We start from the raw sequence: 21,889 nt of genomic DNA, 5'->3' as shown, positions 1-21,889 counted from the left end.
CCCGCACGCTCAGTGGCGGCGGCGTCTGTGCTGGGCGAATTGCCCGGGTGTCTGTCCCTTCCAATCGCGGAACGCGGTCGTGAAGGCGGAGACGCTGGTGTAACCCAGGCGCGTCGCCACCGTGTCGACGGTGAGACCGTTGGCCAGCAGTTCCTCGGCGAGCAAACCCGTCGTCTCACACGATAATTCGCGGAAGCTGGTGCCCTCCTCGGCGAGTCGGCGGCGGAGGGTGCGCACGCTCATATGCAGGTCGGCGGCGACGGCGGCTTGGTCCACGGCACGCCCGTGGCGCATCAGCAGAGCGCGGACCTGGCCCGCCAGACCCGCCCGGGCACGACGACGGCCGACGATCTCCTCACACCGCTGCTGATATTGCTTGCGGAGGATCGAATTCGCCTGCGGCATGGGCCTTTGCAAGTCGGCGGCGTCCAGGAACAGCACATTGGCGGGGCGGTCGAACTCGATCGCGCAGATGCCGAGTGCCACCCCGACCGCCTCGTAGACCGGGGCGTAGGACAGCGTCAGATCGAGCCGGTGCACCAGCACATCCCAGCTCAACAGCTCGCGCTGGATGGTGCGCAGGGCGGCCAGATCATGTTCGAGGGCGAAGCGGTGCAGGCGCGGCGGAACCCGGTCGGGGTCGAGGGTCACCAGTACCCGCCCACCCGCGTCGGCGAGATCGAATCGGCAATAGGCGAAGGACAACTCGGCGTAGCGGGTCCACAGCTCGGCCATCTCGCGCACGGTCGCACACGCGCCGAGGGCGATGCCGAGGCTGCCCAGCATGGGCAGGTGCACCGAAAAGCCCACCAGCAGACCGATACCCGGCTCGTCGCCGACGGTGTCGAGGATATTCTCGATGATTCGGAACTCCTGACCGACGTCGATCTCGAGATCCGGGTCCTCCAGGTCCGCCTTCTCGAGCCCGGTTCCGGCGAGGGCGGCCACCCTCGTCATCGATCGGCTAACGGCGAAGTCGACCAGCACTGCGGCGGCGTGTATCGAACGGACACACCAGGAGTCGTCGAACATGCCGGAAATGATCTCGTACCAATACCCTCCCGCAATCCAATTCGGCAATTCTTCAGCTAACTGTCAGCGGGTCCGGGCGTGTCGGTCCGCGCGTCGCGCGTCGGGGGCTGCCGCGACTGGCCGAATTCCGCAGAAGCGTGGCCGCGCACCGCAGCGGGAACCGCACGACCGCGGCCTAATCTTGTGCTCGTTGGCCGCTCGCCCTTGGCGGCCTCCGCGGCCCCAGCCTGCAACCGGGGCCGAACGCTGTACAGGCAGTCCCCCGTCGGCGGGCGCGGTACCCGACAAGCAGATCCTGCCCGCCCGCCGACGGACCCGCACTCCTCGTCCCCGATGGAGACAATGACGACGGCGAGCCGGGAACCGAACCGATCACAGGTGCTGAAAGATCCAGCGGGCGCGGGGTTCGTCGCCGATGCGGCCGACCAGCGCTACCGGGACCGGGGAGTCGGTATCGCCGTAGAGGGTGAGTGACGGGTCGGCCGCGAGGCTGATGCGGTGGTTGGCGGCGGCTTGGCTGATGTACCACAGGCCGGTGTCGGCGATACCGCAGATGTCCTGGACCACCGAGTAGGACACGGCGTCCAGGCGCACGGGTTGCAGGCACAACCGGGTTGTCGAGTTGAGCAGCTGGTAGACCGGTCCGGCGGGCCGGTAGCCGATCAGGACGGGCTCCCACCGATTGACCTCGGCACCCTCACCCGCGGCGGCGCGCGTACCGGCGGCGACCTGCGCGGCGGCCGTTGTGGGGCGCAGGGTGTAGGTGGGCGCGGCCTCCAGGAAGATCGCGTACCCACCGCCCCGCAAAGGCGCCGAGGCCGCGGGAGGTACCCGCGCGACGACACAGAAGACAGTCGACACCACCAGCAGAGATACAAGCATCAGCGAAGCGCGAACGGACATCGACAGAATTTCCTCGGGGCTCGGATCGGTATGGGCGGGCGGGTCAGTCCACCGGTTGTGTCAGGTCGCGGTACTCGTCGTCGGCCAGGTGGAACGCCAGCGACAGATCGGAAATCGCCGCCGCCCAGCCGCTGTGCGCGCCCGCCCCGACCGGGTCGCGTTCGAGTGCCAGCAGAGTGGAGGCGGCCTCGGCCGCCAGCGATGCCGCAGCCAGCAGCGCCGGTCTCGGGGTCGGCCCGGGAGGCATGGCGAGCAGGGCGATGCGCTGGCGCACCCAGTTCACCTCGAACTGCGCCTGTTCGGAGACACTCGTGCCGGACCTGGCCAGCGCGGCGTGGGCGGCGGTGGCTGCCGCACTCCACGTCTGGGTGCAATGCCCCAGCGGAGCCCCCACGATCACCGTGCGCAGCGCCTGCCCCAGCACCGCGTGCACCGTGGCCAACAGTTGCGCCTGCTCGACGAGCAGGTTGGCGCCGACGGCGAACTCGTCGACCTCGAGATCGAGAACCCGCGCGACCGCCCGCATTTGCGGCACCGACACCCCGGCCAACCGCTCGGTGTACTCAGAGTTCATCACAGTTCACCAATCCGTATCCAGGAACAACTCTCGATATGAGGAACAGCGGCGGCACCAGAGCGTCCGGGGCAAGCGCGCCGAAACCCCTTCGAACACAGAGGGTCTGGGCCTTCCCCGAACCCATCCCGGCCCGTGAGATATGCCCGGATCCACTTCGGGTGCGAACCCAGGTATCGAGACCCTAGGTCGGTGATGACCGGAATCTCCGGCATACCCGCAAACTGGGCAAGTCCCACAATCATCACCAAAACGGGCACACGCAGTCGTCACTCACGCTCCCACCGTCCGCACTAACCGCACAGTCCAGGAACCGTCCGCCTGATCCGTATGTGACTGAACCGAACTCGCCGTTCCATGTGACTGCAGGGCCGGGATACCGCGACTGCATGAACACCTGCATGGGGCGGGTTCACCCAGATCAGGTGACTGAAGTAGCGTGCCGTCACATGAGTGATGACTTGTTGGGCAAGAGTGCGCTGGTCACCGGGGCGAGCCGGGGTATCGGGTTCGCGGTGGCGGCGGAGCTGCTGGGGCGCGGGGCCAATGTGGTGATTTCGGCTCGGAAGGCGGAACCGTTGGAGGAGGCTGCGGAGCGGCTGCGGGGGCTGGGGCATCCGGGGAAGGTTGTCGCGGTTGCCGGGAATTCCGGGGATGCTGAGGCTCGGGCTCTGCAGGTTGCCACGGCGGTGGAGCAGTTCGGGTCGTTGGATGTGCTCATCAACAACACCGGGATCAATCCGGTGTACGGGGCGTTGATGGAGGCCGATCTGGAGGCCGTGCGCAAGATCTTCGATGTGAATGTCGTTGCGGCGCTGGGGTATGTGCAGGAGGCGTACAAGGCGTGGATGGGTGAGCACGGGGGTGCGGTGGTCAATGTGGCCAGCGTCGCCGGGTTGCGGTCCACGGGGGTGATCGCGGCTTACGGGGCGTCGAAGGCGGCGCTGATCCGGCTCACCGAGGAGCTGGCCTGGCAGCTCGGGCCGAAGATTCGGGTGAACGCGGTGGCGCCGGGCGTGATCAAGACGAAGTTCGCGGATGCGCTGTACTCGGCCGACGAGGAGGCGGCGGCGGATGTCTATCCGATGAAGCGGCTCGGGTCGCCGGAGGATGTGGCCGCGCTGATCGGGTTCCTGGCCTCGAACGAGTCGGCGTGGATCACCGGTACGACCGTGAAGGTCGACGGCGGGCTGCTGGCCACCGGCGGCATCTGATCCACCACGAAAACTCGCGCCCGGCACCGGAATTCGGTGCCGGGCGCGGTTCGTCCGGACGAACTCAGCGGAAGGCGAGCGCGCCCAGGGTGTCGCTGTTGCGGTACTTCAGATACTTGCTGACGGTCTCGTCGTCCACCGAGGCGGTGGCGGTGGCGACGGTGATGACCAGGAACTTGCCCTGGCTGCCGTCGCGCCACTTGCCGTTCTCGAAGTCTGCGATATAGCTGCCCTGCGGCAGGTTCACATCCTTGTCGTCGAACTGGCCGTCCGCCGACGACGCCCTGTCCTCATCGGACATGGTCAGCACCAGCTGGGTCAGCATGAGCTGGCCGCCCTCGGCCCGCCACGCCATCTCGGAGGCGGCCTTGCAGCCGAGGCTGGTCAGCTTGCCCGCCTCCTCGATCGGCGCGCACGAGTCGTAGTCGCGGCCGGACACATACGTGGCCTGCAGGGCGACGTCGCCGAGCTTGAAGTTCCAGTCCTTGCCGTATTCGGTGTAGCTGAAACCCTTGCCGCCGGGCGCGGGCTTGGTGGTGGCCGGGGCGGTGCGGGTGGTGGCCTGAGCCGACGTGGTCGCCAGCGAGGTGGTCGTGGTCGCGTCGGCCTGCGTGGAGGAGTCGTCCTTCTTGGACACCAGCACGATGCCGCCCACCGCGAGCGCGAGCACCACGACCGCGCCGACCACCAGCCCGATGATCAACCCGGCCTTGGACTTCGGCTGCGGCGGCGGGAATCCCGGCTGCTGATATCCGGGCTGCTGCCCGTACCCCGCCTGCGGATACCCCTGCGGCTGACCGTAACCCGGATCCTGCGGGTACCCCGTCTGCTGCCCGAACCCGGCGCCCTGCGGATATCCCTGCGGCTGACCGTAACCCGGATCCTGCGGGTACCCCGGCTGCTGCCCGTACCCGGCACCCTGCGGATTCGGCTGCTGCGCAGCCATATTCAGCTGCGTCGGCTCCCAGTTCTGGTTCGGCTGCTGCTGATTGGGCTGCTGCGCCGCGGCCATACCCAGTTGGGTGGGCTCCCACCGCTGAGGATCCTGCTGCCCGTCCGCGGGCTGCGCGGGATGGTCCCACCACGCCGCATCCGGCTGCTGAGGCTGCTGCCCGTGGGCATTCGGATCGCCACCGACCCCGCCTGGTGGATACGTCATCTGCTCACCTTTCGTGGCCCGCCCGGACCCTCCCCGGCCCGGCATACATTCCCGAAGCGTATGCGGGTCATCGATCATGATCCAATCACACGGTGACCGACGACCTGCTCATCTGCGGCGCGGGCCCCGCAGGCCGTGCCCTCGCCCACCGCGCGCTGGCGCACGGACTCACGGTCACCGTGGTCGACCCGCATCCCCGGCGACGCTGGACTCCCACCTATGCGGCCTGGGCGGATGAGCTCCCGGGCTGGCTCGCACCGGAATCCATCGCGGCCACCGTCGACCGCCCCGTCGCGTGGACGACCCGCCGCATCGAACTCGACCGACGCTACGTCATATTCGATACCCCGGCATTGCAAGATTCGCTCGATCTCGCCGGCGCACGGCTGCTGGAGGATCGGGTAGCCGAGATCATTCGCCCGGCCCGCCACACCACCCAGGGTCTCGACCTGCCCTCGGTTCGACTGGCTTCCGGCCAGATCCTCCCGGCGGGCCGGATCATCGACGCCCGCGGCGTCCCGCGCTCCCCCGAGCTCGCGGAACAAACCGCCTTCGGTGTGATGGTCGAGCGTGACCGCTGGCCCGACCCCGACGCCTTGTTCATGGACTGGCGCGCCGACAACGGCGCGAATCCCGATGAGCCCCCGTCGTTCCTGTACGCGGTCCCGGTCGCCGACGATCGTGTCCTGCTCGAGGAAACCTGCCTGGCGGGCCGCCCCGCCCTCGACCCGACCACCCTGCAATCTCGCCTGCACCACCGATTGCGTTCGCGCGGACTGACTCTCACCGGCACCGAGCCCACCGAGCGGGTCCGATTCCCCCTCCACGGCGGCAAACCCACCCCCGCCGCCTTCGGCGCGGCCGGAGCCCTCATGCACCCCGCCACCGGTTACAGCGTCGCCGCATCTCTGCGCCTGGCCGACGCGGTAGTGACAGGCGACCCGACTTGGCCCGTCTCCGCCCGCGCCGTAAACCTGCTGCGCCAGAAGGGCCTACGCGCCCTGCTCGCCCTCCCGCCCGCCGCACTCCCCCAATTCTTCGACGCCTTCTTCCAGCTATCCCCCGCCGCCCAACGCGCCTACCTCTCCGACCGCGCAAACCTCCCCGCCACAGCCGCGGCGATGTTCTCCCTCTTCACCGCCCTTCCCTGGTCTCTCCGCCGCTACTTGATCTGATCGTGATTCAAGGGAGATCTATCCGAACTATTCGGTTTTGGTCGCCTGATTCGGTCGCTGATGGTGTGCTGTTGGGGCCGACACTGCCCGTCGGCGAGCAGAGGGCACGCGTACAGGGGGTTCTGACGTGGACGGCCAACCAGACATAGAAATACGCGCACTACGAGAGGTAATCGATGCAGTCGAAGACCGACTCCGCCACCTGGAAGCGAATGGCGCGGTAGTCCTCGCCTCCCGCTCCGAAATCTATGCCACGGCCATCTACGCCGTGATCGCCAGCGCACGCGACTCCGGCCACTACGGCTCCGGAAGCATCGCCAACGCGCCCCTGCTGGACGACATCCTCACCGGCCTGGAACCCAATCCGTGGCAGCCCACCCTCGATCCGGTCGTCATCGACAAGGCGCTGACCGCCTGAAGCTCCTCGACCTCGGCATCCGGCAGCGCACGGAATAGACGACACGGCGTGCGGCGGACGCCCGTGCACTACGGTTCGTCCACTGTGTTCCACGTCTCCGTGCGGCAGATTGATCGCGAAACCACCAAGGTCACGCACGGGAGTTGATTCGAATGAGTCGCGCAGCAGGGGTCGGCACGCTGGACCAGGATCGAGGGCGGGCCGCGGCGCGGCTCGAGTTCGATCCCGGCGCGATGCCGCCTCGGGCGCGGCTCACTTGGCCGGGTGAGGGTCCGTCGCTGACCGAGTTGATCGAGATCTTCTCGGCGCTGGGACTGCATGTGATCACCCATGACGTGAATGCGGACGGCGAAGGCCGCGACCATGAATTCACGTTCCGGCCCACCGGTGTCGAGCCGACCGAACAGCTGGCCGAGGCGTTCCTGGCCGCCGTCGCGGGCGAATTCGAGATCGACGGCTACACCGGGCTCGTCGCCACCGCCGGATTGAGCTGGCGCGACGCCGTGCTGGTGCGGGCCGCCTGCCGGTATCTGCGCCAGGCCGGGCTGCCGCTGGGCGGGCCGACGATCACCGAAATCCTCACCGGCCATCCGGATTTCGTGCGCGCGTTCGTGGCCCTGTTCCACGCTCGCTTCGATCCACTGGAGCCGGAACGGGCCGCGGCGACCGAGCTGGCCGAGGCGGAGGTGCGGCGACGCCTGGAGGCCGCGTCCACCCGGCCCGAGGATCAGCTGCTGCGCGGGCTGTACACCTTCTGCTCGGCGCTGTTGCGCACCAACTGGTTCCAGCCGGACCGCGCGGTCGCCGCGTTCAAGATCGACCCGTCGCGGCTGTCGCTGTCCGGGGCGATCACCCCCTACCGCGAGATCTTCGTGCACTCCACGAAAGTTGAAGGCAGCCACGTGCGCGGCGGGGTCATCGCGCGCGGCGGCCTGCGCTGGTCGGATCGAGCCGACGATTTCCGCACCGAGGTCCTGGCCCTGATGAAGACCCAGACGGTCAAGAATTCGGTGATCGTCCCGATGGGCGCGAAGGGCGCGTTCGTGGTGCGCGGTGGCAGCGCCGATCCGGCCGCGGTCGAATACGCCTACGCCGCGTTCATCGGTGGCCTGCTCGATGTCACCGACAATGTCATCGACGGCGTCCCCACCCCGCCGCCCGCCACGGTGGTGTACGACGAACCGGATTCCTACCTGGTGGTGGCGGCAGACAAGGGCACCGCACGGTTCTCGGATCTGGCGAATTCCATTGCGGTGGCGCGGGGTTTCTGGCTCGGCGACGCCTTCGCCTCGGGTGGTTCCACCGGCTACGACCACAAGGCCCTCGGCATCACCGCCCGTGGCGCGTGGCGGTCGATTCGCGGGCACTTCGCCGAACTCGGCATCGATCCCGATACCCAGCCGTTCACCGTGACCGGCATCGGCGACATGTCCGGTGACGTCTTCGGCAACGGCATGCTCGAAACCGATTGCGTCCGTTTGGTCGCCGCCTTCGACCACCGCCACATCTTCCTCGACCCCGATCCGGATCCGGTGCTGTCGCATCGCGAGCGCACCCGCCTGGCCGCGCTGGACCGCAGCAGCTGGGCCGACTACGACCCGACTCTCATCTCCGCGGGCGGCGGCGTCTGGCCGCGCACCGCGAAGACGATTCCGCTCTCACCGCAGGTGCGCCAACTGCTCGGTGTCGACGAGACGGAAATGACCGCGCCGCAACTGATTCGCGCCATGCTGTGCGCCGAGGTCGATCTGCTGTTCAACGGCGGCATCGGCACCTACGTGCGGGCCTCCGCCGAACTCGACGCCGACGTCGCCGATCCGTCCAACGACGAGGTGCGCGTGACGGCGGATCGGCTGCGCTGCCGGGTGATCGGCGAGGGTGGCAACCTGGGCCTCACCCAGCGCGCCCGCATCGAATTCGCCGTCGCGGGCGGCAAGGTGAACGCCGACTTCATCGACAATGCCGGTGGTGTCGCCACCTCCGACCGCGAGGTGAATCTCAAGATCGCCCTGAATGCCGCAGTGGCGGAGGGTCTTTCGACGGTGTCCGAGCGGGACGCCCTACTCGCCGCCAATGCCGACGAGGTGGTGCGCGCCGTGCTCGCCGACTGCGACGCGCAGGCCCTGGCCATCAGCCTGGCCGAGGCGCACGCGCCCTTCCTCGTCGACCGCCACGGCCGCCTGATCGAGAACCTGGAACAGGCGACCGGCCTCGAACGCGCCACCGAATTCCTGCCCGCCCCGGCCGAACTCGCGGCCCGCCACCGCGCCGGACAGGGCCTGGTCCGCCCGGAGATCGCGGTCCTGCTCGCCACGGCCAAGAACCTGGTCCGCGACGAACTGCTGACCTCCGACGCTCCGAACGATCCGGTGGTCGCGGGACTGCTGGCCGACTACTTCCCCGACTCGATCCGCACCCTGCTGGGCGACGACAGGCTCGCCGCGCACCCGGTCGCCCGCGAGATCATCGCCGTGGCGGCCGCCAACCGGGTGATCAACCGGGTCGGCCCGGGCCTCATCCACCGCCTCGAGGAACGTCTCGGCGTGGACACCCCGCAAATCGTGCTGGCCTGCACGGTCGTCGACGAGGTCCTCGACGTGGACCGTTGGTGGCGTGAGGCGCTGGCGCTGCCCGGCGTGCCGCCGCAGGTCCGCATGGGCGTGCTCAAGGGCATTCAGGACGCGGTCGAGCAGGCCGCCGCCTGGCTGCTCACCCATCGCTCGGCCGAGACCTGGTCGGCCGAAATCGACCACCACGCACCGCTGGTCGCCAAACTCACCGCCGTCCTCCCCCGCCCGGGCGGTCACCCCGGCCGCAACCTGGCGAATCTGCGCCTGCTGTCCCAGGCGCTGCCGCTGAGCGACACCGCGCGCCGCACCGGCCTCTCGGTCGCGCTGGTCGCCCAGACCTACCGGGAGCTGGGCGAACTCATCGGCCTGGACCGGCTGGCGACCACGTTCGCCACCGTCCGCACCGCCGACCACTGGGAGACCCTGGCCGCCACGGTCCTGGCCGAGGAACTCCAATCCCGTTGGCACGCACTCGTGGCCGCGGTGCTCGCCGACGCCACCGCGAACGATGTGGCCCGCGACCACGTCTCGCGCTGGAAGGACAGCCCCGCCGCCGACCGCCTGATCGACCTGGTCGCCCGGCTGCACCGCGACGGCACCGTCGACATCGCCCGGCTGTGCGTGGTCAATGCCGAGCTGGCCGCCGCGGCGGTCACCGGCGGGCGATGACCGCGAGCAACAGTTCGGCGCGCACCAGCGCCTGATCGAGCTGGCAGCCGAGGACCGATTCGATCTTCGCGATTCGGCTGCGCAGCGTATGCCGGTGCACGCCGAGCACATTGGCGGCGGTCTCCCACTGCCCGTGCGCCTCCAGGTAGGCGCGCAGGGAGCCGATGAGGTCGGTGCCGTGGCGCTCGTCGTAGTCGACGAGCGGCTGCAGCATGGCCTCGGAGACCGCCCCGAGCACCCGCTGTGCCTCCGGGAAGGCCAGGAGCGCATGGCCCGCCGACGCGGCCGGCTGCAGCGGCCGGGCTCCCGGCAGCGCGGCGGAGGCGGCCAGTTCGGCATGCTCCACCGCGGAGGTGAAGCGGCGCAACGGTTGCGGGGCACTCAGCCCGGCGCGCAGGGTGGCGCGCACCGGCGCGGGCATCCCTTCCAGGAGTTGCTCGGCCATATCGTCGGAGTCGGCGCCGGACAGCAGCACCGCCACCCGATCCCCCGCGACATGCGCGAACAGCTGCCGGTTGAGCGGACGCAGTTGCGCGTCAACGGTTTCCAGCGCCTGCACGGCGGCATCCCGGGAGGCGCAGCGCAGCACCAGCGCGCGCACGCGACCGGTGCGATCGGCGGCGGTGGCCAGCGTCTGCCACATGGTGTCAGGATCGCCCGGCTCGGCCAGCAGCATGGCCATGGCCTGAGAGTTCAAGCGGTTCTGGGCGATTCGCAGGCGGGCGGGCTTCTCGAAATCGATGGCCAGCAGTGAACTGGCATGACCCAGCAACACCTGATCGACCGAACTCAGCACCCCGTCGGTCACCACCGCCAGATGCCCGTGCACCGTCTGCCCGGCTGTAATGGCTTGCAGCACAATGTATTGCCCTGAACTCACCTGAATGACACCGCTGCCCGCGCCATCCCCGCGAGTGCCCAGGAATTCCTCGATTCGCTCCAGAATCCCGGCCGCGGGCTTACGCGGCTGGGCCTCGGCGATCGCCCCGTCGGCCCCGATCACCAGCACGGTGGCCGACAGCGCCGCCGCCAGCTCCTTGCTCATCGCCCGCGCCCCCTGAATGGCGGCCCGGGTCAGTCGCGGTTGCGCGCGCGAGGCCCGCAGCACCTTCTCGTACTCCTGATCGGCCAGCCGCTGCATGACCTTCTTGGTGATCGCGCCGAACGGTGTCGGCAGCGGCACCTCGAACAGCGGCAGCCCCAGCCGGTCGGCGGCCTCGATCAGATCCTCCGGCACGGTCTCGTAGGACAGTCCGATGCCGAACCCGAGGCCGGCGATCCCGACCGCGTGCAGGTCCTCCAGATACCGCTGCCGGTCCGCGGGACCCAGCGGCAATCCCATGCCGGTGGTGAGCACCAGCTCCCCGCCGGACATCCACTGCTGCGGTTCGGCGAGCTCGGAGGTGAGCACCAGGGTGATGGCCCGGCCGAGCCCGTCGCCGCCGCCGCGCAGCACCAAGCCCAGCTCGGGCTGGGTCAGCACCCAGCGGACCGGAATTCCCGCGTTCACAGCTCTCCCGTGGCTATCTGTACAACTTGTCGAAACGACATTCTGCCGACTCACCGATCCGGCAGGTGACGAGGGGGTGTGTCACGCAGCACACTGGCGGTCAACCACAGCGCACCCCACTTCGAAAGAGATCGGGCCTACATGACTGACACGCTTCGCAACTTCATCGACGGAAAGTTCGTCGCCGCCGCCGCATCGGAGTCGTTCGAGCTGATCAGTCCCGTCGACGAATCGGTGGTCGGCCGCAGCCCGATCTCCGGCCGCGCCGATATCGATGCCGCGGTCGCCGCCGCGGATCGCGCGTTCCCCGCCTGGAAGGCCGCCACCCCGAGCCAGCGCCAGGCCGCACTGCTGAAACTGGCCGACGCCATCGAGGCCAATGCGGACGCCCTGGTCGAGGCGCAGTGCCGCGAGACCGGTCAGCCCAAGCACCTGGTCGCCAGCGAGGAGGTCGCCGCGGGCGCCGATCACCTGCGCTTCTTCGCCGGTGCGGCCCGCATGCTGGAGGGCAAGTCCGCGGGCGAGTACATGGCGGGGTTCACCTCGTATGTCCGCCGCGAACCCGTCGGCGTCATCGGCCAGGTGACCCCGTGGAACTACCCGCTGATGATGGCCATCTGGAAGATCGGCCCGGCGCTGGCCACCGGAAACACGGTGGTGCTCAAGCCGAGTGACACCACTCCGGGCAGCACGCTCAAGCTCGCCGAGCTGTCGCAGGGCATCCTCCCCGACGGCGTGCTCAATGTGGTGCTCGGCACCGCCGTCAGCGGCGCTACGCTGGTCAGCCATCCGCGCCTCGACATGGTGGCCATCACCGGTTCGGTGCGCGCGGGCATCGCGGTGGCGACCGCGGCGGCCGAGCAGATCAAGCGGGCGCACCTGGAACTCGGCGGCAACGCCCCGGTGGTCGTGTTCGGTGACGCCGATCTGGCGCTGGCCGCCGACCGCATCGGCGATGCCGCGTTCTTCAACGCCGGGCAGGACTGCACCGCGGCCACCCGCGTACTGGTGCACGAATCCGTGCACGACGACCTCGTCGCCGCCCTGGTGAAGAAGGCGCAAACCGTGAAGCCGGGCCTGCCCGGAGATCCGGAGGCGGCTTACGGACCGCTCAACAACATTCGCCACTTCGAAACCGTCACCGGCAAACTCGCCGCACTGCCCGCGCACGCGACCGTCGCCACCGGCGGCGAACGCATCGGCGACAGCGGATTCTACCTCGCCCCGACCGTCATCACCGGTGTGCGCCAGGACGATCCGATCGTGCGGGAGGAGACCTTCGGCCCGATCATCACGGTGCAGCCCTTCGCCGACGAGGACGAGGCCGTGCGCCTGGCCAACGATGTCGACTACGGCCTGGCCTCCAGCGTCTGGTCCCGCGATCACGGTGTGGTGCAGCGCGTTTCGGCCGCCCTGGACTTCGGTGCGGTGTGGGTGAACTGCCACATCCCGCTGGTGGCGGAGATGCCGCACGGCGGCTTCAAGCGCTCCGGCTACGGCAAGGACCTCTCGGCCTACGGCGTCGAGGACTACACCCGCATCAAGCACGTCATGAGCGCACACGACTGACGGCGCTCTCCCGCTTCCAAACCCTTTTCCGCAGAAGGACTTCCGAATGACCGAGATCACCTACCGACTCCCGCAGCAGCGGGTGCTGCACACCGAGCTACCGGGCCCGCGCTCGCAGGAGCTGGCCGCGCGCCGCAAGGCGGCCGTCGCCGCGGGTGTGGGTTCCACGGCGCCGGTGTACGCGGCCGACGCCGACGGCGGCGTCATCGTGGACGTCGACGGCAATTCGCTCATCGACCTGGCCGCGGGCATCGCGGTCACCAACGTCGGCGCCGCGCACCCGAAAGTCGTTGCGGCGGTGCGGGAGCAGATCGAGCGCTTCTCTCACACCTGTTTCATGGTCACCCCGTACGAGGCCTACATCGAGGTCTGTGAGCGACTGGCCGAACTCACCCCGGGCGACCACGAGAAGCGCAGCGTGCTGTTCAACTCCGGCGCGGAGGCCGTCGAGAACGCCATCAAGGTGGCGCGCCTGGCCACCGGCCGCACCGCGGTGGTCGCCTTCGATCACGCCTACCACGGCCGCACCAACCTCACCATGGCGCTGACCGCGAAGAACATGCCCTACAAGGCGCATTTCGGGCCGTTCGCGCCCGAGGTGTACCGCATGCCGATGTCCTACCCGTTCCGTGACGGCAGCCAGGACGGTGTGGCCGCGGCGCGTGAGGCGATCTCGCGGATCGAGAAGCAGATCGGCGCGGATTCGCTCGCCGCGATCATCATCGAGCCGATCCAGGGTGAGGGCGGATTCATCGTCCCCGCACCGGGATTCCTGCCGACCCTGGTGGAGTGGGCGCGCGCCAATGGCGTCGTGTTCATCGCCGACGAGGTGCAGACCGGTTTCGCCCGCACCGGCGACTGGTTCGCCTGCGAGGCCGAAGGCGTTGTGCCGGACATCATCACGATGGCCAAGGGCATCGCGGGCGGTATGCCGCTGTCGGCCATCACCGGCCGGGCCGAGCTGCTCGACGCCGTGCACGCGGGCGGCCTGGGCGGCACCTACGGCGGTAACCCGGTGGCGTGCGCTGCCGCGCTGGCCGCCATCGACGCCATCCGCGACCACGATCTGCCCGCCCGCGCCCGCCACATCGGCGAGGTCGCCACGGCGCGCTTCGCCGAACTGGCACAGCGGGTTCCGGCCATCGGTGACGTGCGCGGTCGCGGTGCGATGCTGGCGCTCGAGTTCGTGAAGCCCGGCACCACCGAGCCCGACGCCGCCCTCACCGCGGCCGTCGCCAAGCGCTGCCTCGAACAGGGTGTCATCACCCTGACCTGCGGCACCTACGGCAATGTGATCCGCCTGCTGCCGCCGCTGGTCATCACCGACGACCTGCTCGACGAGGCGTTGACGGTGCTGTGCACCGCCATCACCGAGCTTTCCGCCTGAACCCGGTCTAGGAGAACGATGTTGGAATACGACCGGATCAGCGAGCTGGTCCCCACCGGTGTGTGGATCGACGGCGCGGCCGCGCCCGCCGTCTCGGGATCCTCGTTCGCGGTGCGCAATCCGGCCACCGGTGAGGTCCTCACCGAGGTCGCCGACGCCTCCGGCGCGGACGCGCTGCGCGCCCTGGACTCGGCCTGCCGCGTCCAATCCGCTTGGGCCGCCACCGCTCCGCGTGAGCGTGCGGTGATCCTGCGCCGCGCCTGGGAGATCCTCATGGAGCGCACCGAGGAGATCGCGCTGCTGATGACCTTGGAGATGGGCAAGACCCTCGCCGAGGCGCGCGGCGAGGTCGCCTACGGCGGCGAATTCCTGCGCTGGTTCAGCGAGGAGGCGGTGCGCATCGGCGGCCGCTACACCGACTCCCCCGCCGGGACCGGGCGCATCCTGGTCACCAAGCAGCCCGTGGGTCCGTGCCTGGCGATCACGCCATGGAACTTCCCGCTGGCCATGGGTTCCCGCAAGATCGGCCCCGCGCTGGCCGCCGGATGCACGGTGATCGTGAAGCCCGCCGAGGACACTCCGCTCACCATGCTGGCGCTGGCCCGGATCTTCGCCGATGCCGGACTCCCGGAAGGCGTGCTGTCGATCCTGCCGGGCAGCGATGCCGCGGCCATCACCGCGCCGCTGCTGGCCGACCCGCGCCTGCGCAAGGTCACCTTCACCGGTTCCACCCGCGTCGGCAAGCTGCTGCTGCGTCAGGCCGCCGACAATGTCCTGCGCACCTCGATGGAGCTGGGCGGCAATGCCCCCTTCATCGTCTTCGAGGACGCCGATCTGGACGAGGCGCTGGCCGGGGCCATGGCTGCCAAGATGCGCAATGGCGGCGAGGCGTGCACCGCGGCCAACCGCATCTACGTGCACAACTCGATTCGCGAGCAGTTCGCGTCGCGGCTAGCCGAGAAGATCGGCGCGCTGCACGTCGGCCCGGGTTACGAATCCGGCGTGGACACCGGTCCGCTCATCAACAAGCGCCAGCGCGACAACGTCGCCGCCCTCGTGCAGGACGCGGTCGACGCGGGCGCGGTGGTCCGCACCGGCGGCAAGGCCATCGACGGCCCCGGCTGGTTCTTCCAGCCCACCGTCCTCGACGATGTGCCGCGCACCGCGCGCATGCACAGCGAGGAGATCTTCGGACCGGTCGCCGCCATCTACGGTTTCGACACCGAGGACGATGTCGTGGCCGCGGCCAATGACACCGAATACGGTTTGGCCGCCTACTTCTACACCCGGGACCTGGATCGGGCCCTGCGGGTTTCGAACGCGCTGCAGGCCGGCATGGTCGGCGTCAATCGCGGCGTCATCTCCGATCCGGCCGCCCCGTTCGGCGGGATCAAACAATCCGGTTTGGGTACCGAGGGCGGTTCCGAAGGAATCGACGAATACCTCGACACCAAATACGTCGCGCTCACGCGTTGACGTCACCCGGCGCACCGGCCCCTGAGCCGGATAACGCGCCAACCCGATCCCGGCGCCCACTCCGCCGGATCGATTCTCCATCGGCGAGGTCGCGCCGCATCCCGAAAAGGCTTGCGGCGCTGCCAGACCCAGTTTCAGGAGCTTGGATGCTCGTGCAGAATGCCTCCGAGGCGACAATGCCGTCGCGTGATACCCAGGATGCCGCCAGCGGCAAGGGATTGGCCACCAATAAGGTCGGCACCATTGCCGGCGCGGTCCTGAGTATCGCGTCCATCGCACCCGCCTACACCACCACCGCCAGTCTGGGCCTGATCGTGGCCGCGGTCGGATTGAAGATGCCCGCGCTGCTGATCGCCGGGTTCATCCCGATGTTCCTCGCGGCCTACGCCTATCGTGAATTCAGTTCCGAGACCCCGGACTGCGGTGCCTCTTTCACCTGGTCGGCGCGGGCGCTCGGCCCGTATGTCGGCTGGATGGCGGGCTGGGGTTCGGTGATCGCCGTGGTCATCGTGCTCGCCAATATCGCGGCGGTGGGGGCGGAATTCCTCTACCTGTTCGTCGGACGCCTCGCGCATTCGGAATCCATTGCCGCCCTGGGCGACAACAAGCTCATCAATATCGTGACCACGCTGGCCTTCCTGGCGGCGGCCGGGTGGGCGGCCAGCCGCGGGATCAGCTCGAGCGAACGCGCACAGTACGTGCTGGTCGGCTTCCAGCTGGTGGTGCTGCTGCTGTTCGCGGGCATCGCGCTGGCCAAGGCGATGAACGGGGACGCGCCGTCGGGGCTGAGCTTCGATATCGACTGGTTCAACCCGTTCACCGGACTCACCCTGGGCGCGTTCGCGATCGGCCTGATCGGGTCGGTGTTCATGTACTGGGGCTGGGACACCGCGCTGACCCTCGGCGAGGAGTGCAAGGATCCGCAGCGCACGCCCGGCCGCGCCGGACTGCTCTCGATCCTGACCGTGCTGGGCACGTATCTGCTGCTGGCGGTGGCGCTCATGTGGTACGCGGGCGTCGGCGACACCGGCGTCGGACTGAGCAGTGATGCCGCGCACGACAACGTCTTCGGGGCACTGGCCGAACCGGTGATGGGCGGGGCGGGCGAGCTGCTGCTGTTCGCGGCGGTGCTGGTCTCGACCGTCGCCAGCCTGCAGGCCACCTTCCTGCCCGCGGCGCGCGCCATGCTGGCCATGGGCGCCTTCAAGGCGCTGCCGGCGCGCTTCGCCAGCGTGCACCCGGTGTACCAGGTGCCGCGTTTCGGGACCGCGGTCGCCGCGATCGTGGCGGGCGGCTTCTACGCCATCACCGCTCTGCTCTCGGAGCACGTGCTGCTGGATACCATTGCGGCACTGGGCATCATGATCTGCTGGTACTACGGCATCACCGCCTTCGCCTGCGTCTGGTACTTCCGCCACCGCTGGTTCGCCTCGGCCCGCGACTTCCTGTTCAAGCTGCTGTTCCCGCTGCTGGGCGGCACCATGCTGCTGGTCGTGTTCGGCATCTCGGTGCGCGAGAGCCTCAAGCCCGAAGTCGGCAGCGGCGCATCGCTTTTCGGTATCGGACTGGTGTTCTACCTGGGCTTCGGAATCCTCGTGCTGGGCGCGGTGCTGATGCTGGCGCAGCGCTGGCGGCAGCCGGAGTACTTCCGCGGCGCGACGCTGCCGCGCGCGGTGTCCGGCGATCCCATGCCGTCGTAGCCGAAGCCGCTCTCCCCCAGACCATTTCGAGAAGGAGTAGTCATGAACGTCATCACCTGTTTCGAACCGCCCGTCTCGCACGCCCGCGTCGAGGCCCCGGTTCGCGAGCCGCTGCGCGTGGCTCTGGTCCAGCACCACTGGCAGGCCGATGCCGCCGCGATGCGCGCCGAACTCAATGACGGCATCGCCAAGGCCGCCGAGCTCGGGGCCAAGGCGGTCTTCCTGCCCGAGGTGACCTTCAGCAAGTACCCGGCCTTCGTGCGCGGCGGCGAGAACCCGGCCGCCGACGCCGAGGATCCGGAGACCGGCCCTACCTTCACCTTCGCCGCCGAGGCGGCCGTCGAGCACGGCATCTTCGTGCACGCCTCGCTCTACGAGCGGGCTGATCAGGGCGACGGCCTCGGCTTCAACACCGCGATCCTGGTGTCCCCCAAGGGCGAACTGGTCGGACGCACCCGCAAGCTGCACATCCCGATCAGCGCGGGCTACTACGAGGACACCTATTTCCGGGCGGGCCCGGCCACCGACGAGGCGTATCAACCGCACAGCCACGCGGATCTCGGTGATGTGCGCATCGGCATGCCGACCTGCTGGGACGAATGGTTCCCGGAGGTGGCCCGCATGTACTCCCTCGCCGGCGCCGACGTGATCGTCTACCCGACCGCCATCGGCTCGGAGCCGTCCTTCCCCGCCTTCGACACCCAGCCGCTGTGGCAGCACGTGATCGTGGGCAACGGAATCACCGCGGGCACCTTCATGATCGTGCCCAACCGCTACGGCGACGAAGGCGAAATCACCTTCTACGGTTCGTCTTTCATCTCCGATCCGTACGGCCGGATCCTGGTGCAGGCCCCGCGCGACGAATCCGCGGTGCTGGTGGCGGACCTGGATCTGGATCAGCGCAAGGATTGGCTGACGCTGTTCCCGTTCCTGGAGACCCGTCGCCCCGACACCTACGGGCGGCTCACCGCGCCGGTCGAGCGCGACTACCCGTTCGGGCGGGCCTGATGACCGGCCAGGGCGCGACCGGTTGGCGGATGCCCGCCGAGCATGCGGCGCACCGGCGGACCTGGATGGCGTTCCCGCCGGTGGGGTCGGAGATCACCGCGACCCCGGAGGCCGTCGACGAGGCGCGGGCCGCCTGGTCGGCCGTCGCCCATGCGGTCGCGGAGTTCGAGCCGGTGACCATGGTCGTGGATCCGGCCGATGCCGCCGACGCACGGCGGATGCTGTCGAGTGCGATCGAGTTGCTCGAAGCGCCGCTCGACGACGCGTGGATGCGCGACATCGGTCCGACCTTCGTGCACGCAGCGGATGGCTCGGTGGCCGCGGTGGACTGGGTCTTCAACGGCTGGGGTCAGCAGGATTGGGCCCGCTGGGACAAGGACTCGGCCATCGGCCGGGCCGTCGCCACCGCGGCCGGGGTGCCGATCATCGATTCACCGCTGGTGAACGAGGGCGGCGGCATCCAGGTCGACGGCGCGGGCACGGTCATCCTCACCGAGACCGTCCAATTGGATCCTTTCCGCAATCCCGGCCTGACCAAGGCCGACGTCGAAGCCGAACTGCGCCGCACCATCGGCATCGACTCCGCGATCTGGCTGCCCCGCGGCCTGTGGCGGGATTCGCAGCGCTTCGGCACCCGCGGTCACGCCGATATCGTGGCGGCACTGCCGTCGCCGGGTGTGGTGCTGGTGCACGACCAGCGTGATCCCGAGCATCCCGATCATGAGCTCAGCCGTGAACTGATCAAGCAGTTCGGGGCCGAAACCGCCTCCACCGGAGCGCCTTTCGAGGTGATCCCGGTGCCCGCCCCGTGCACGCTGCGCGACGAGGAGGGTTTCGTGGACTACAGCTACATCAACCACTACGTCTGCAACGACGCGGTCATCCTGTGCGGCTTCGACGATCCGTCCGATGCCGAGGCTGCAGAGATCATGGCGCAGGTGTACCCCGGCCGCCGTGTCGTGCTGGTCGATGCCCGCCCGATCTTCGCGCGCGGCGGCGGCATCCACTGCATCACCCAGAACGAGCCGCTTCCGGCTCGCTGACCCGCACCGCAGGTCGCGGGGTTGATCCGGCTCGCGCACGCCGATTCGGCGAATGAGGGGCGAGCCGGCTCACCGAAACGTCGTGGGCACGATCGTGACCGCACGCACATACTGAATTAGCAACCATCGGGTTATCCCTGATGTCGAATTACCGGTAAGGAGCTCTCGTGGCTGTCATCACTCGTGACGTCGTGATCGTCGGGGCCGGACCGTCCGGTCTGACCGCTGCCGCCGAACTGCGCAAGGCCGGTCTCTCGGTCGCCGTGCTGGAGGCCCGCGATCGGGTCGGCGGACGCACCTGGACCGGCGATATCGACGGCGCCATGATCGAAATCGGCGGCCAGTGGCTCTCCCCGCACCACACCGCGGCGCTGGCCCTGGTCGAGGAGCTCGGGCTCTCGACGTTCTCCCGCTACCGCGAGGGCGAGTCGGTGTATCTCGCCGCCGACGGCACCCGGCAGCAATTCACCGGTGACGTGTTCCCCGCGCCCGCCGAGACCGCCGCCGAGATCGACCGGCTGCTGGCCCTGCTCGACAAGCTGGCCGCCGAGGTCGGCGCCGAGGAGCCCTGGGCGCATCCGCAAGCGGCCGAACTGGATTCGATCCCGTTCAGCGTCTGGCTCGAGGGCCAGTCCGACGACGAGTACGCCCGCGAGACCGTGTCGTTCTTCGTCGCCGGCGCCATGCTGACCAAGCCCGCCCACACCTTCTCCACCCTGCAAGCGCTGCACATGGCCGCTGCGCAGGGCTCCTACACCTCCCTCGCCACCGACACCTTCATGCTCGACAAGCGCGTCGTCGGTGGCATGCAACAGGTTTCGCAACGCCTGGCCGCCTCGCTCGGCGCGGACGTGCACCTGAACGCTCCGGTCCGCAAGATCCAGTGGTCCGACACCGGCGTCACCGTATTCGCCGACGGCAACCTCGAGGTGCACGCCGACCGCGTGGTGCTGGCCGTGCCGCCGAACCTGTACGCGGGCATCAGCTTCGATCCCCCGCTGCCCCGCCGCCGCCACCAGATGCACCAGCACATGTCGATGGGCTTCGTCGTCAAGGTGCACGCGGTGTACGAGACCCCCTTCTGGCGCGAAAAAGGCCTGTCCGGAACCGGTTTCAGCGACACCGACCTGGTCTCCGAGGTCTACGACAACACCAACCACGGCGTCGACAACGGCGCAATGGTCGGCTTCATCGCCCACACCCAAGCCGACCTCTACTTCTCCATGGACCCCGCCCAACGCAAACAGGCCGCCCTCGACTGCCTGGTCCGCTACCTCGGCCCCGAAGCCGCAAACCCCGTCGTCTTCTACGAATCCGACTGGGGCACCGAAGAATGGACCCGAGGCGCCTACGGCGTCAGCTTCGACCTGGGCGGCATGACCCGCTACGGCCACGACCACCGCGACCCCGTCGGCCCCATCCACTTCTCCTGCTCCGACCTCGCCGGCCACGGCTTCCAACACGTCGACGGCGCAGTCCGCATGGGCCAACGCACCGCCGCCGCCATCCTCGCCCAGCGCAGCCTGGTGTGATCACCGGCCGAGTGGCACACCACCGAGGGGATTTGCCCGAATTTCCCTCGGTGGTGTGCCACTCGGCGATGTGTATCCGTGGGAATGGAGGGCGGCGGTGACTTTGGCGATGACCTCGCGAGGGTTGTCACGGAGGAGAGTTGCGTCGACTCGGATGATGATCCAGCCGAGAGTAGCGAGCAGGTTGTAGCGGTCGATGTCGTGGGTGAACTGGCGGGGATCCGACCAGTGTTGCGTGCCTTCGTATTCAACGCCCACCATCCACCGCCGGTAACCCATGTCCAGCCGCGCACTGGCAGTACGGGTCAGCTGGACCGGGATCTGAGTTTCCGGTCTCGGCAATCCGGCCCGTTGCAACAGCAGCCGCAGGCGGGACTCCTGAATCGATTCGGCACCGGCGTCGGTAAAGGCCAACAGCTCCAGCAGCTTTCGGCAGTTCCGTGCGCCCGGATGCAGCTTGGTGAATACCTCCACCTCCGACGCATCCACTTCGGTTGCCCGAAACAGTGAGTCAAGCAGGGCGACCGCCAGCCAACCACGCCGGCGACGTCCGATATCGAAGGCCGTCCGCACCGGAGTCGTGCACCGCAGACCGTCCACCAGAACGATCTCTTCCTCCGCGATCACATCCCGGCAGACCAGCACATTCGCGGGCGGCCGCGCCCGCCGAGGCACCAGGATCTCGGCCGGAAACCCTTCCATCCACACCGCGCCATGCATCGCCGCAGCCGAACACCCAACCAGCACCGCCCCCTCCCCACCCCACTCCAACGCCGCCTGAGCCCGCCCCCGAGCCCCGAGTGAAATCTCCTTGGCGACATAGACATCCGGATGAACCCGCCGACACCCGACCCGAATGCCCCACTCGGTAATCACCCCCGCCTCGATTGCCAAACTCCCACTGAACGCCGCCCCGACCTCCTCCATCACCCCATCATCACGCCGCCCCC

Annotated in this window: 17 protein-coding genes; 11 read left to right on the top strand and 6 right to left on the bottom strand. The window is 68.8% G+C overall.

Annotated features, from left to right (window positions below; genetic code table 11):
- Positions 1 to 9: 9 nt before the first annotated feature.
- From ON43_RS37955 to ON43_RS37945, 3 genes are all read right to left on the bottom strand, one after another.
- Complete coding sequence (locus tag ON43_RS37955) at positions 10 to 1,032, bottom strand: AraC family transcriptional regulator (RefSeq protein WP_063712710.1); 1,023 nt, start codon at positions 1,030 to 1,032, stop codon at positions 10 to 12.
- A 372-nt stretch (positions 1,033 to 1,404) separates the two neighbouring features.
- The gene (locus tag ON43_RS37950) at positions 1,405 to 1,935 is read right to left on the bottom strand and encodes a hypothetical protein (RefSeq protein WP_040815522.1); all 531 of its coding nucleotides are present in this window, start codon (positions 1,933 to 1,935) and stop codon (positions 1,405 to 1,407) included.
- A gap of 43 nt (positions 1,936 to 1,978) precedes the next feature.
- A complete protein-coding gene (locus ON43_RS37945) occupies positions 1,979 to 2,509 on the bottom strand; it encodes a hypothetical protein (RefSeq protein ID WP_040815521.1) in 531 nt (176 codons plus the stop codon).
- 449 nt (positions 2,510 to 2,958) lie between these two features.
- Here ON43_RS37945 and ON43_RS37940 point away from each other — a divergent pair, with 449 nt between their 5' ends.
- Entirely contained in the window at positions 2,959 to 3,723 is a 765-nt protein-coding gene (locus ON43_RS37940; RefSeq protein WP_040815520.1) for an SDR family oxidoreductase, read from the top strand.
- Between the two features lie 64 nt (positions 3,724 to 3,787).
- On the opposite strand, the gene ON43_RS45865 is transcribed toward ON43_RS37940, so the two are convergent.
- Positions 3,788 to 4,882, bottom strand: coding sequence for a hypothetical protein (locus ON43_RS45865; RefSeq protein ID WP_157514353.1), 1,095 nt, complete (start codon positions 4,880 to 4,882; stop codon positions 3,788 to 3,790).
- Positions 4,883 to 4,974: 92 nt separating this feature from the next.
- Here ON43_RS45865 and ON43_RS37930 point away from each other — a divergent pair, with 92 nt between their 5' ends.
- The 3 genes from ON43_RS37930 to ON43_RS37925 all read left to right on the top strand — a co-directional run bounded on the left by ON43_RS37930 (position 4,975) and on the right by ON43_RS37925 (position 9,714).
- Positions 4,975 to 6,057 (top strand): lycopene cyclase family protein, encoded by a 1,083-nt coding sequence (locus ON43_RS37930; protein WP_040815519.1) that lies wholly within the window; start codon positions 4,975 to 4,977, stop codon positions 6,055 to 6,057.
- 268 nt (positions 6,058 to 6,325) lie between these two features.
- Positions 6,326 to 6,475 (top strand): hypothetical protein, encoded by a 150-nt coding sequence (locus ON43_RS45280; RefSeq protein WP_157514352.1) that lies wholly within the window; start codon positions 6,326 to 6,328, stop codon positions 6,473 to 6,475.
- Between the two features lie 152 nt (positions 6,476 to 6,627).
- Positions 6,628 to 9,714 carry an NAD-glutamate dehydrogenase domain-containing protein gene (locus tag ON43_RS37925; protein ID WP_083914144.1) on the top strand — a complete coding sequence of 1,029 codons (3,087 nt, stop codon included), beginning with the start codon at positions 6,628 to 6,630 and terminating at the stop codon, positions 9,712 to 9,714.
- Here ON43_RS37925 and ON43_RS37920 read toward each other — a convergent pair.
- Positions 9,698 to 11,224, bottom strand: a complete 1,527-nt coding sequence (locus ON43_RS37920) for a PucR family transcriptional regulator (RefSeq protein WP_245568956.1) — start codon at positions 11,222 to 11,224, stop codon at positions 9,698 to 9,700. The genes ON43_RS37925 and ON43_RS37920 overlap by 17 nt on opposite strands.
- A gap of 141 nt (positions 11,225 to 11,365) precedes the next feature.
- Here ON43_RS37920 and ON43_RS37915 point away from each other — a divergent pair, with 141 nt between their 5' ends.
- The 7 genes from ON43_RS37915 to ON43_RS37885 all read left to right on the top strand — a co-directional run bounded on the left by ON43_RS37915 (position 11,366) and on the right by ON43_RS37885 (position 20,939).
- Positions 11,366 to 12,793: an aminobutyraldehyde dehydrogenase gene (locus ON43_RS37915; RefSeq protein ID WP_040815518.1), complete on the top strand. Its 1,428-nt coding sequence runs from the start codon at positions 11,366 to 11,368 to the stop codon at positions 12,791 to 12,793.
- A 46-nt stretch (positions 12,794 to 12,839) separates the two neighbouring features.
- Entirely contained in the window at positions 12,840 to 14,180 is a 1,341-nt protein-coding gene (gene gabT / locus ON43_RS37910; RefSeq protein ID WP_040815517.1) for a 4-aminobutyrate--2-oxoglutarate transaminase, read from the top strand.
- Between the two features lie 18 nt (positions 14,181 to 14,198).
- Entirely contained in the window at positions 14,199 to 15,656 is a 1,458-nt protein-coding gene (locus tag ON43_RS37905; protein ID WP_040815516.1) for an NAD-dependent succinate-semialdehyde dehydrogenase, read from the top strand.
- Between the two features lie 146 nt (positions 15,657 to 15,802).
- Positions 15,803 to 17,356: an APC family permease gene (locus ON43_RS37900; protein ID WP_083914142.1), complete on the top strand. Its 1,554-nt coding sequence runs from the start codon at positions 15,803 to 15,805 to the stop codon at positions 17,354 to 17,356.
- Positions 17,357 to 17,398: 42 nt separating this feature from the next.
- A complete protein-coding gene (locus ON43_RS37895) occupies positions 17,399 to 18,364 on the top strand; it encodes a nitrilase-related carbon-nitrogen hydrolase (RefSeq protein ID WP_040815515.1) in 966 nt (321 codons plus the stop codon).
- Positions 18,364 to 19,407: an agmatine deiminase family protein gene (locus ON43_RS37890; protein WP_245568954.1), complete on the top strand. Its 1,044-nt coding sequence runs from the start codon at positions 18,364 to 18,366 to the stop codon at positions 19,405 to 19,407. The genes ON43_RS37895 and ON43_RS37890 overlap by 1 nt, the downstream gene beginning before the upstream one ends.
- A 167-nt stretch (positions 19,408 to 19,574) precedes the next feature.
- On the top strand, positions 19,575 to 20,939 hold the full coding sequence (locus ON43_RS37885; protein WP_040815514.1) for a flavin monoamine oxidase family protein: 1,365 nt from the start codon (positions 19,575 to 19,577) through the stop codon (positions 20,937 to 20,939).
- On the opposite strand, the gene ON43_RS37880 is transcribed toward ON43_RS37885, so the two are convergent.
- The gene (locus tag ON43_RS37880; protein ID WP_157514351.1) at positions 20,940 to 21,866 is read right to left on the bottom strand and encodes an endonuclease domain-containing protein; all 927 of its coding nucleotides are present in this window, start codon (positions 21,864 to 21,866) and stop codon (positions 20,940 to 20,942) included.
- Positions 21,867 to 21,889 lie beyond the last annotated feature (23 nt).

It is taken from the genome of Nocardia concava NBRC 100430 (assembly GCF_000308815.1).
Classification (GTDB): domain Bacteria; phylum Actinomycetota; class Actinomycetes; order Mycobacteriales; family Mycobacteriaceae; genus Nocardia; species Nocardia concava.
This window is presented reverse-complemented; position numbering and strand designations above follow the sequence as displayed.

Excerpts from the sequence above, each read along its gene's own strand:
- gabT (WP_040815517.1), top strand. The coding sequence starts at position 12,840 with ATGACCGAGATCACCTACCGACTCCCGCAGCAGCGGGTGCTGCACACC.
- ON43_RS45865 (WP_157514353.1), bottom strand. The coding sequence starts at position 4,882 with ATGACGTATCCACCAGGCGGGGTCGGTGGCGATCCGAATGCCCACGGG.
- ON43_RS37955 (WP_063712710.1), bottom strand. The coding sequence starts at position 1,032 with ATGTTCGACGACTCCTGGTGTGTCCGTTCGATACACGCCGCCGCAGTG.
- ON43_RS37895 (WP_040815515.1), top strand. The coding sequence starts at position 17,399 with ATGAACGTCATCACCTGTTTCGAACCGCCCGTCTCGCACGCCCGCGTC.
- ON43_RS37945 (WP_040815521.1), bottom strand. The coding sequence starts at position 2,509 with ATGAACTCTGAGTACACCGAGCGGTTGGCCGGGGTGTCGGTGCCGCAA.
- ON43_RS37900 (WP_083914142.1), top strand. The coding sequence starts at position 15,803 with ATGCTCGTGCAGAATGCCTCCGAGGCGACAATGCCGTCGCGTGATACC.
- ON43_RS37915 (WP_040815518.1), top strand. The coding sequence starts at position 11,366 with ATGACTGACACGCTTCGCAACTTCATCGACGGAAAGTTCGTCGCCGCC.
- ON43_RS37940 (WP_040815520.1), top strand. The coding sequence starts at position 2,959 with ATGAGTGATGACTTGTTGGGCAAGAGTGCGCTGGTCACCGGGGCGAGC.
- ON43_RS37905 (WP_040815516.1), top strand. The coding sequence starts at position 14,199 with ATGTTGGAATACGACCGGATCAGCGAGCTGGTCCCCACCGGTGTGTGG.
- ON43_RS37890 (WP_245568954.1), top strand. The coding sequence starts at position 18,364 with ATGACCGGCCAGGGCGCGACCGGTTGGCGGATGCCCGCCGAGCATGCG.
- ON43_RS37925 (WP_083914144.1), top strand. The coding sequence starts at position 6,628 with ATGAGTCGCGCAGCAGGGGTCGGCACGCTGGACCAGGATCGAGGGCGG.
- ON43_RS37880 (WP_157514351.1), bottom strand. The coding sequence starts at position 21,866 with ATGGAGGAGGTCGGGGCGGCGTTCAGTGGGAGTTTGGCAATCGAGGCG.
- ON43_RS37950 (WP_040815522.1), bottom strand. The coding sequence starts at position 1,935 with ATGTCCGTTCGCGCTTCGCTGATGCTTGTATCTCTGCTGGTGGTGTCG.